Source organism: Spirosoma sp. 48-14 (genome assembly GCF_001898575.1).
GTDB lineage: Bacteria > Bacteroidota > Bacteroidia > Cytophagales > Spirosomataceae > Spirosoma.
Genome location: NZ_MKUD01000026.1, coordinates 2,502 through 11,856, shown reverse-complemented (window position 1 = coordinate 11,856; position 9,355 = coordinate 2,502). Strand labels below are relative to the sequence as shown.

Below are 9,355 nucleotides of genomic sequence, written 5' to 3'. Positions count from 1 at the left end.
CATCTTGTCCTGCTGAGCCCGCACGGGGCGGCTGCTGATGCCCAGCATCAGCAGCACAACTCCTGCGGCCCATAGTTTACTTCTAAACTGGTTTGCCATCCGAATTAGCGGTTAATAGTCATGTATCGAACAAACTTGCGGCCATCGCTCAGATTCACTACGTAGTAGTAAGTGCCATCGGGCACCCCGTTGGAGTCGGCCGAGCTGAGCACGATACCCGTGTTCGGCTTGCCATCCCAATCGTTCTGGTAATCGTCATTCTGGTAGACCAGATTACCCCAGCGGTTGTACACCTGTAGACTCACCGTCAATCCATCGACACCCCGGATCACGAACCGGTCATTGATTCCATCGCCGTTTGGAGAGAAGCCTTGCGGGATGAAAATCGCCTGGTAAGTCGGCAGCAAAGTCAGCGGAGTAGCTTCGCGCTCATTGGTATCGGTCGGATCACCATTGCCGTTGAGGTCAGGATTCAACCCACTCGTCGATACATCGCTTACCGTACCACCCGTATACTGGGCCAGACCGTAAGCCGAGTTGAGGAAGCTGGTGGTCGAACCATCGGTGATGACGTTGATCACCATCCGAATCGTATCGACTTTACCCACTGCCAGCGAGCTGGTGCTGTCGCCCAGCACGATGACCGGATCCGACGCCCCATTGTAGTTCGGATTGAGCTTGAGGGCACTACCCGTCGAGGTGATGAACGGTGCTTTCACCAGGCTGAAGCTCGATCCCGTCTGGGTGTTGAACACTGTCGAGAGCGTATCGGTAACCAGCACATTTTTCAACGGACTGGGCCCGTAGGCTTTCACCACGATCTGATAGGTGACGTTGTAGCTACCATCCGACTGACGGACCGTATCGGCTACGGCCATGGCCAGACCAATGTGCGCATCGGTGGTCAGCCCGTTGAGCGATACCGGCGTCGACTGACTGTTGTTACGAGGGTCCAGGTCATTGTCTGGGTCCGTATTCGCACCCGCCGTCGAGGTATCGGCCACCACCTGATTATCCGAGGCCAGGGCCGTACCGTAGGCCGTGTTGTAGAACGTCAGCGACGACGACTGGGGAGATGCGTTGCGTACATCGACCCGTACCGTGAAGCCCAGCGTTGCCTTGGCGCCCACCGCCAGCGTACTGGCCGTATCCACCAGCATCTTGGTGAGCAGACCCTGACCCGTGTACAGCGTATCGACCGTGACTGTTCCCGTTCCCGTCACCCGGATGCGGTTGCTGACAATCAGCGCACCACTACCGAAGGTCTGGGTGAGGTTGTCACTCACCTGGATCTGCCGCAGGGGCAGACTACCCATGTTGGTCAGCGTGATGGTGTACGGAACGTCGTATACCCCAGCGGCTACCAGTGTCGGTGTACCCGCTTCTTTGGCTATACCCAGCAGGCCTTGAGGCAGGTCGAAACGAACCGTAGTCGCTACAGCCCCATCGGCCACCGGATCGACCCCGTTGTTGGACACATCCCGCGCCGTCTGAGAGGCATCTGGTGTCGTACCAGTCACCGTCGCACGGGAGTAGAACGGACCGTTGTTACCATTGGGCTTCACATTCACCACAAACACGACCTCATCCTGCGCTCCGGCAGCCAGGGTACTGGCCCCTGTCAGCAGGTCGGGTTGCGTATGGCCGTTGAAGCTGGCATTGGCAACCAGGGTGCTACCCGATGCCACGACCGGAGCGCCGACCACGCTATACGACGCGGGCGAGAGGAACACCTGACTCAGGCTATCAACCAGACTCAGTCCCTGCAGATCAATACCACCGATATTCTTAATCGTCCCTTTGTAGGTCACGTTATACGAATTATCGGGTTGGGCTTCGACCTTCACAACGGCCAGGGCCAGACCCAGACCCGCCGTGCCGGTTTGCGAGGCAGGCGCCGTGGCCGTATCCCGTACCGTAACACTGGAGCTGTTGTTGCTCAGGTTCGGATCAACATGGTCCTGATACGTGATCTCGGCCCGGTTGACTACATCCTCGTCTTTCTTCACCAGTCGGGCACTGAACACGATCTGAGCCGAAGCACCGGCTTTCAGGCTATCGATGCGTTTGGTAATCACCCCGTTGACGAAGGTGTACCCTGCCGATGGCAGCAGTTGCAGCCCACTGGGCAACACATCCCGCACATCCACGTTGTAGGCCGTATGCGGACCCGCATTGCTGACCGTTAGCGTGTAGGTAACGGGCGTACCGTTCACCACCGTATGGTTCACTGTCTTGGTGATGCTCACGTCCGAACGCAGCGTATCGCTGGCACAGTCGAAGACCTTCACCACCACTTTCGACGGATGGCTTACGCAACCCTGGGCTGTTTTCTCCACAATCCAGTAGGTACCTTCACACACCGAATCCGGACGAATCACAATGTTGGAGGTGACGCATTCACAAATCCGGTAGATGTAGCTGCTTCCTGCTGTCGTCGTCGATAAGGCTTTGGTCAGATCGACGATTTTCGACGGACAGGTGTTGCGCAGGTTGGTCACCAGCGGTGGCAGCACCGGATCGGCTACCTTCACCGTTACCTCGGCCGATTTGACCGATACGCAGCCCTTATCATCCAGTACCTGTACACTATAGATACCACTTTGTTTGACGACGATACTCCGCGTGATGGCTCCTGTACTCCAGCGATAGCCCGCAGCCTCGGAGGCTTTCAGCGTCACCGAATCGCCATAGCAGAGCTGGGTAGCCCCGACGATGGTGATTACCGGCTGGGATTTCACCCCATTCAGGGTGAGCACCATCTGATCGGTAGCCACCGGGCAATTCACGTTAGACGTACTCACCGCCAGGGTTAGCGTTACCGTACCATTCTGCACGTCTTCCGCACTAGCGGTGTAGATCGCACTCAGTGAGTACGGGTTATCGAAGCTACCACTACCACTGGTGGTCCAGTGGGCGGTTTTACCACCGCCCCCCTGAACGCCACGCAGTTGATAACTCGTTGTCGAACATACATTCGCATCGGCACCCGCATCGGCCGTCGCCGGATTCACCCCATCGCAGGGCGAAGGCTCGGTGCAGGTCGTAATCTGCACGTGGATGATGGCTGGCAGACTCACGCAGCCATTCATAGTCCGCTCAATCACGTAGTAGGTACCCGCGCCCACCGCAGCCGGGTTGGCCACTTTACTGGTCAGCGTAGCATCGGTGTAGTACTCGAACACACCACCCGACGTGCTTACCTGGCTGGTTACCCCCGTCGACAGATCGACTGTCGTGATGGGACAGGTATTGGTCTTATCGACGACCGTTGGCACGGCCACCTTGGGCAATACCGTCAGGGTGATACCCGCTGACACATCGCTCCGGCAAGTGCCTGCAGCCGAAGCGCAGTAGGCCGTATACGTTTCGGTACTGGCTGGCGACAGGGTGATCGACGAACCCGTCAGATTATTCGACCAGATCACTTGTTCACTAGCCGAGCATCCTGTAGCCACCAGCGTTACCGGCATGCCATAGCAAACCGTAGTGCTACCCGCTCCCTGTAGGGAGAGTGTCGGTGCCGATGGTTTGCCCACACGCACCGTAGCCGATGCCGACCAGTCGCCTTCGCAGGCACCCAGTTTGCATTTCACCCGGTAGGTAACATCCGCGCTCGGTGTTACCGTCAGGATAGCTCCGGTTGTGGAACCGTCCGACCACAGGTACGCCCCGTCGGCACAGCCGGTGGCGGTCAGCGAGACGGTTTCACCGACGCAAATCGATGGTGTACTCACTATGACCGGAACCGCCGGACTACCCAGTGTAATGCGTACCGGGGCAGAAGGTTGACTGGCGCAACCGGCTACCTCACAGATCGCCGTCAGCGTCCGATCGCTATACACGCTGGTTTCGTACACCGCGCCTTCTTTGCCATCCGACCATTTCACACTGCCGCTGCAGCCACTGGCCGTCAGGGAGACCGTCCCCCCGTTGCAAACCGTTAGAGCGGTAGCCGACAGGGTTGGAGCGTTCACTACACCGACCGTCAGTTTTGCCCCCGTTGCATCCAGGGCTGCACACTTGCCGCTAATCAGTTGCAGCACATCCGTCGTGCGGCTCAGACCTGGCTTGATGTCGGCCAGATCGAGGTAATTGGCATCACCCACCTGGCTGTTGTAGACCAGCGTATGGATGACGTACTGGGCCACAGCCGACGGCACACTGAACTGCGGTGTCGTACCCACCTGTTGCACCAGACCGTCTTTGCTCAGCAAATAGGCGACCGAGTAGCCGCTAGGCTGAACCAGTCCACCACTTGGGGTAGCCGCCACGATAACGGTGCTGCTAGTCGAACCACACACGGTGGCATTCACCGGCGTCAAGCCACCAGCTTTCGCCACACAGGTACCCGGGTTGACCACAATCGTGATCGATGGGTCGCTCAGACAGGTCCGGTATTTACACTGAGCCGAATAGGTCTGGGTCCCTTCCGGACGGACGACGATCGAGCTACCCGTGTTGTTACCGTGAATGTCGTTAGCCGACCAGATCACCGTACCGGGGCAACCCGTTGCCGTCAGCGTCACCGTTCCACCCGGTTCCACCGCCGTAGCCGAAGCCGTAATCGTCGGCTCAGCCACTGGCACCACCGTAATTACGTACGACTTCGAGGTTGGGCTCGTACAGCCATTCAGGCTGCAGTACACCGTGTAACCCGTCGTTACCGTTGGTTTGACGATAATGCTCGTCGTGGTTTCGCCCGTACTCCAGCGCGGGGTGCCCTGACAGTTTTGTACCGTCAGCGTCACCTCTTCACCCGCACAGATCGAATCGGTACTGCATACCGCCACCGGCGTCTGCATTGTCGTTACCGTCACCGTAATTACGTTCGACTTGCCGGTACCACACTGACCTGCGTCCTTGCAAAGCGCATAGAACTCATGGTTGGCTTCGGTAGCCGTTACCGAGACAATGGCACCGGTTTGCCCATCCGACCAGATGACCGTACCGCTACTGCAACCTGTCGCCGTCAGCGATACCACACCGCTGGTGCACACCTGCTGCGTCGAAGCCGTCACGACCGGAATCGTACCGGTACCGGTATTCACCGTCACCGTCACCTTATTCGAAGCTGCACTGACACAGCTACCGACGTTGCAGGTGGCGTAGTATTCAGTGGTCGAAGTCGGATAGATATCGATGCTCGCACCCAGTCGGTTGATACCAGACCAGGTCACCGTACCCGCACAGCCGGTAGCCGTTAAGGTTACTTTCTCCCCGCTGCAAACCACGTTACGGCTAGCCGTAATGGTCGGTGCTGCGGTGGGGGCCAGAGTTATCGACACGACATTCGACTGTGGACTACTGCAGGCCGTTCCTGTCTGACAGATGGCCGAGAAGTCATGGCTGGCGGCCGTTGGGGTTACCGACACGACGGAACCCGTCTGACCATCCGACCATTTCACCGTACCCGTACAGCCCGTGGCCGTCAGACTCACCACGCTACCCGAACAAACTGTCAGGCTCGACGCCGTTACTACCGGAGCTGTAGCGACTTGGTTAACCACCACCGTTACTTTGCTGGACAGCGCACTTTCGCAGGCACCCAGACTACAGGTTGCCTGATAGTCGGTGGTCGTTTGCGGACTCACCTGGATCGTAGCGCCACTCTGTCCGTTCGACCATTTCACACTGCCGTTGCAGCCACTGGCCGTCAGTGTAAGCGTTTCGCCAGCGCAAACCGCTGTGCGGCTGGCCACGATACTGGGCACGCCAGGCTGAGCAACGCTGATGGCAATCACATTCGATTTAGCACTGCCACAGGCAGTACCACTGGTGGGCACGCACAGGGCGTAGAACTCCCGGTTGGTGGGGGTCGGACTTACCGTAACGACGGAGCCCGTCTGACCATCCGACCAGGTCACATTGCCATTACAGCCCGTAGCGGTCAGACTCACCACACCGCTGTTGCAAATCAGGGTTGTCGAAGCAGTCACCGTTGGGGCGGTAGCTGGCGAGGTATTCACCGTCACCCGAACCGTATTCGACGCACTGCTTTCACAGGTACCCTGCTTACAGGTAGCGTAGTATTCTTTGCTTTCCGTTGGGTAGATGGTAATCACCGAACCCACTCTGGCCACACCATGCCACTGAACCGTGCCATTGCAGCCGGTCGCTGTCAGCGAAACCGGTTCTCCGCTACAGATCAGCGTTTTGCTGACCTTCACGATCGGTGCCTGCGGATTGACTACCGCAATGGCTACCGGGCTGGATTGATTGCTCAGACACGTACGGAATTTGCACTGGGCATAATAACTGGTATTTGCCGTTGGCTTCACCGTAATACTAGTTCCAGTCTCACCCGTCGACCACAGTACGCTGCCGTTACAGCCCGTAGCGGTCAGCACCACCGAACCGCCCAGGCATACCGTATCGGCGCTGGCCGAAAGGGTCGGTACCTGTGGGGCTACCACCTCAATGGTGTATACGTTCGAGGACTTGCTGGTGCAGGCGCCATTCTTACAGTATACCCAGTAGCGGTTGCTACCCAGAGTAGGTGTTACCACAATGCTGCTGGTTGTCGCCGTCGTACTGTTCCAGATTGGCGTACCTACGCAATTTTCTGCCGTCAGCGTCACCGTTTCGCCGGGGCAAACGATGGTCGTGCTACAGGTTACGGTTGGCGTTGGCAAGTCCGTATTCACATTTATGGTAATCAGGGCTGGCGCACTCAGACAGCTATTCATCCGGCACTGCGCCGTATAGGTCGTTTTGCCGTAGGGCATCACCACAATCGAGTTACCCGTTTGCGCCTTATCCGACCAGATCACCGTTCCCGATTCACAGCCTGTAGCCGTCAGGGTCACCGACGTGCCGGGGCATACGTTGTCGACACTCGCCGTCAGCAAGGGCGTTTTCACATCCAGCACCGTCACGGTGATTGAGTTCGACACCTTGCTAACGCACGTACCGATCACGCAGCTCGCTGTATAGGTCGTCGTCACCGATGGCGTGGCTACGATAGTCGCGCCCGATTGACCATTGGACCAGATTACATTACCTGATTCACAGCCCCGGGTGCTGAGCACCGTCGAACCGCCTTTACAAATCTCGGTAATGGCACAGGTGACCACGGGTGGTTCAACCTGACAGCCGCAGTTAGCCACCCCAACGGTTACAGTCTGATCCTGCCAGCAACCCGCTCCATTAAACAGGCGGATTGTGTAGGTCTGACCACCCGCCAGATTCGAGGCCAGTACGCCATTGGCAGGTACGGCCTGTATGGCTGGGTTCGTTGTGGTAAAGCTACTACCCTGGCTAATTGCATAGCGGTAGGCCGTACTGGCCGCCGATAGCCCACCGATGGTCACCGTACCATTGGCCAATGGCTGACTGCCATTGCAGGTCGGTGCCTGGGTAGCCAGCGTAAAGCTTACGCCCACTTCCTCTTCGATCACAATTGGGCAGCAGGCACCATTGGGACATTGTCCACCATTGACCTGTACCGTAAACTCCCCATACTGGCTAGCCGTGTAGGTATAGCTGGTTGCCCCCGCTACAGGAACGCCATTGCGGTACCATTGATAGCTGCCATAGCCTGCCGGAGCCGACATATCGACCAGAATGGGAGCGCCTTTGCAGACTTTCACCGGAACGGTGGTACACACACTGACCGTATCGCCAGGGATGGCGGCCTTGTTGTAAACGACACCGACCTGGGTTACACTGGCCGAGAAGGTCAGCGTTGTGGTCGCTCCGGCGGCCAGACTTGGAATCGTCCAGATGCCTACCGGACTGGTGGCTGCGTAGCTTCCCGAAGCCGTCACCACTGAACCGGGCACCAGGGCCAGGCCAGCACTCATCGACTCCTGCACCTCCACATTAGTAGCGGTTCCGGTGCCTTTGTTGGTCAGCGTGAGGGTGTACGTGACGACCTCACCCAAGGTGGCCCGCGTCTTATTGACCTGCTTGGTCAGATCCAGCAGCGGCTGTGGCGAAGGCCCACAGACGATTCCGGGGATGATCACCACCTTATCGCTACAACCAGGCGTACTGACGGTCACACTGAGCGGAACGCCCGATGGAATACCGTATATCCAGTGGCCGTTGGCATAGCCCTGACTCACCTGAACCGTAGCACCAGTTGTCACCGTATAGTTCAGATAGTAGGTATTGGTTCCCTTATCGTCACAGATTGGCCCACTCAGACTAATGGCCGGGTTCTCACACACATTCGTGCACGAAGCCGGACTCACCACACTCACCCGCGTTACGCAGCTACCATCGGTGGCCGAGATGAGCAGGTTCGTACCCAGCGGAATATCCACCACATTATTGCCTACGATACGGCCCTGGCTAATCTGGACACTACCCCGCTCAGCGGTGAAGTTGACCGAGTAGTAGCCCGTACCTTGACAAATCGGCTGACCCACCGTCAGTTTAGGCTGGGTGCAGGATGGATTCGTTGGGCAGGAAGCCGGACTATCCACACTCAATACCTGGAAGCAGCCTGCGCCATTACCAGCCGATACGCTCACTGGGGTACCGACCTGGATATTACTGATCAATCCGGCCGACAGATTCATCGAACCCGCACTGGCTAGTACACTGGCCGTACTGCTATATACGCTCACACTGTAGGTACCATTGGCCGGGTTACAGACTGGATTACCTACCGTTAGCACAGGCTTCTCGCAGACCGGAGTCACTGGCGTTACATTAATCACTTCAACATCACTATCATCCTCATCCTGAGAAGGATTGTGCTTATGATCCCCGCTGATGTCGTCGTTGATCGGCGTACCATCGTTATTCGGATTGTTATCCGGATCGGAATCCTTATCGGGCAGGTTCTGAGCATTGCCCGCACTGCTGATCTCAGCCGTGTTGGTCAGGCTACCCGTTACGCCCGAACCTACCGTGAAGACGATGTTGCGCGTGGTGCTCTGACCCGCTGGCAGACTGGTAATCACACTGTTGAGCGTGGCCAGACCATTGCTCGCACTCCAGCTGGCATCGTTCAGCGTCAGACCCGTTGGGATGTAATCCGTCACCTGAACATTGGTCGCGTCCACGTTACCCTGGTTGTAAACTGTCACCGTGAAGGTTACGCTACTACCAGCCGTAACATTGGCCGACTGACCACTGGCCAGTTTCTTGGTCAAGGCCAGGTCGAACACGGGTGCTGGACTGACATTGATGCCCTCGATATCGGAGTCATCCTCATCCTGAGAAGGATTGTGCTTATGATCCCCGCTGGTATCATCGTTGATCGGCGTACCATCGTTATTCGGATTGTTATCTGGATCTGAATCGACATCGGGCAGGTTCTGGGCATTGCCCGCACTGCTGATCTCAGCCGTGTTGGTCAGACTACCCGTTACGCCCGCACCTACCGTGAAGACGATGTTGC

1 protein-coding gene is annotated in these 9,355 nt (G+C 57.5%); it reads right to left on the bottom strand.

The window, feature by feature from the left end; translation table 11 throughout:
• Nucleotides 1-104: 104 nt before the first annotated feature.
• The coding region (locus BGO59_RS15665) for a gliding motility-associated C-terminal domain-containing protein (protein WP_293684567.1) at nucleotides 105-9,355 on the bottom strand (9,251 nt) is incomplete at its 5' end.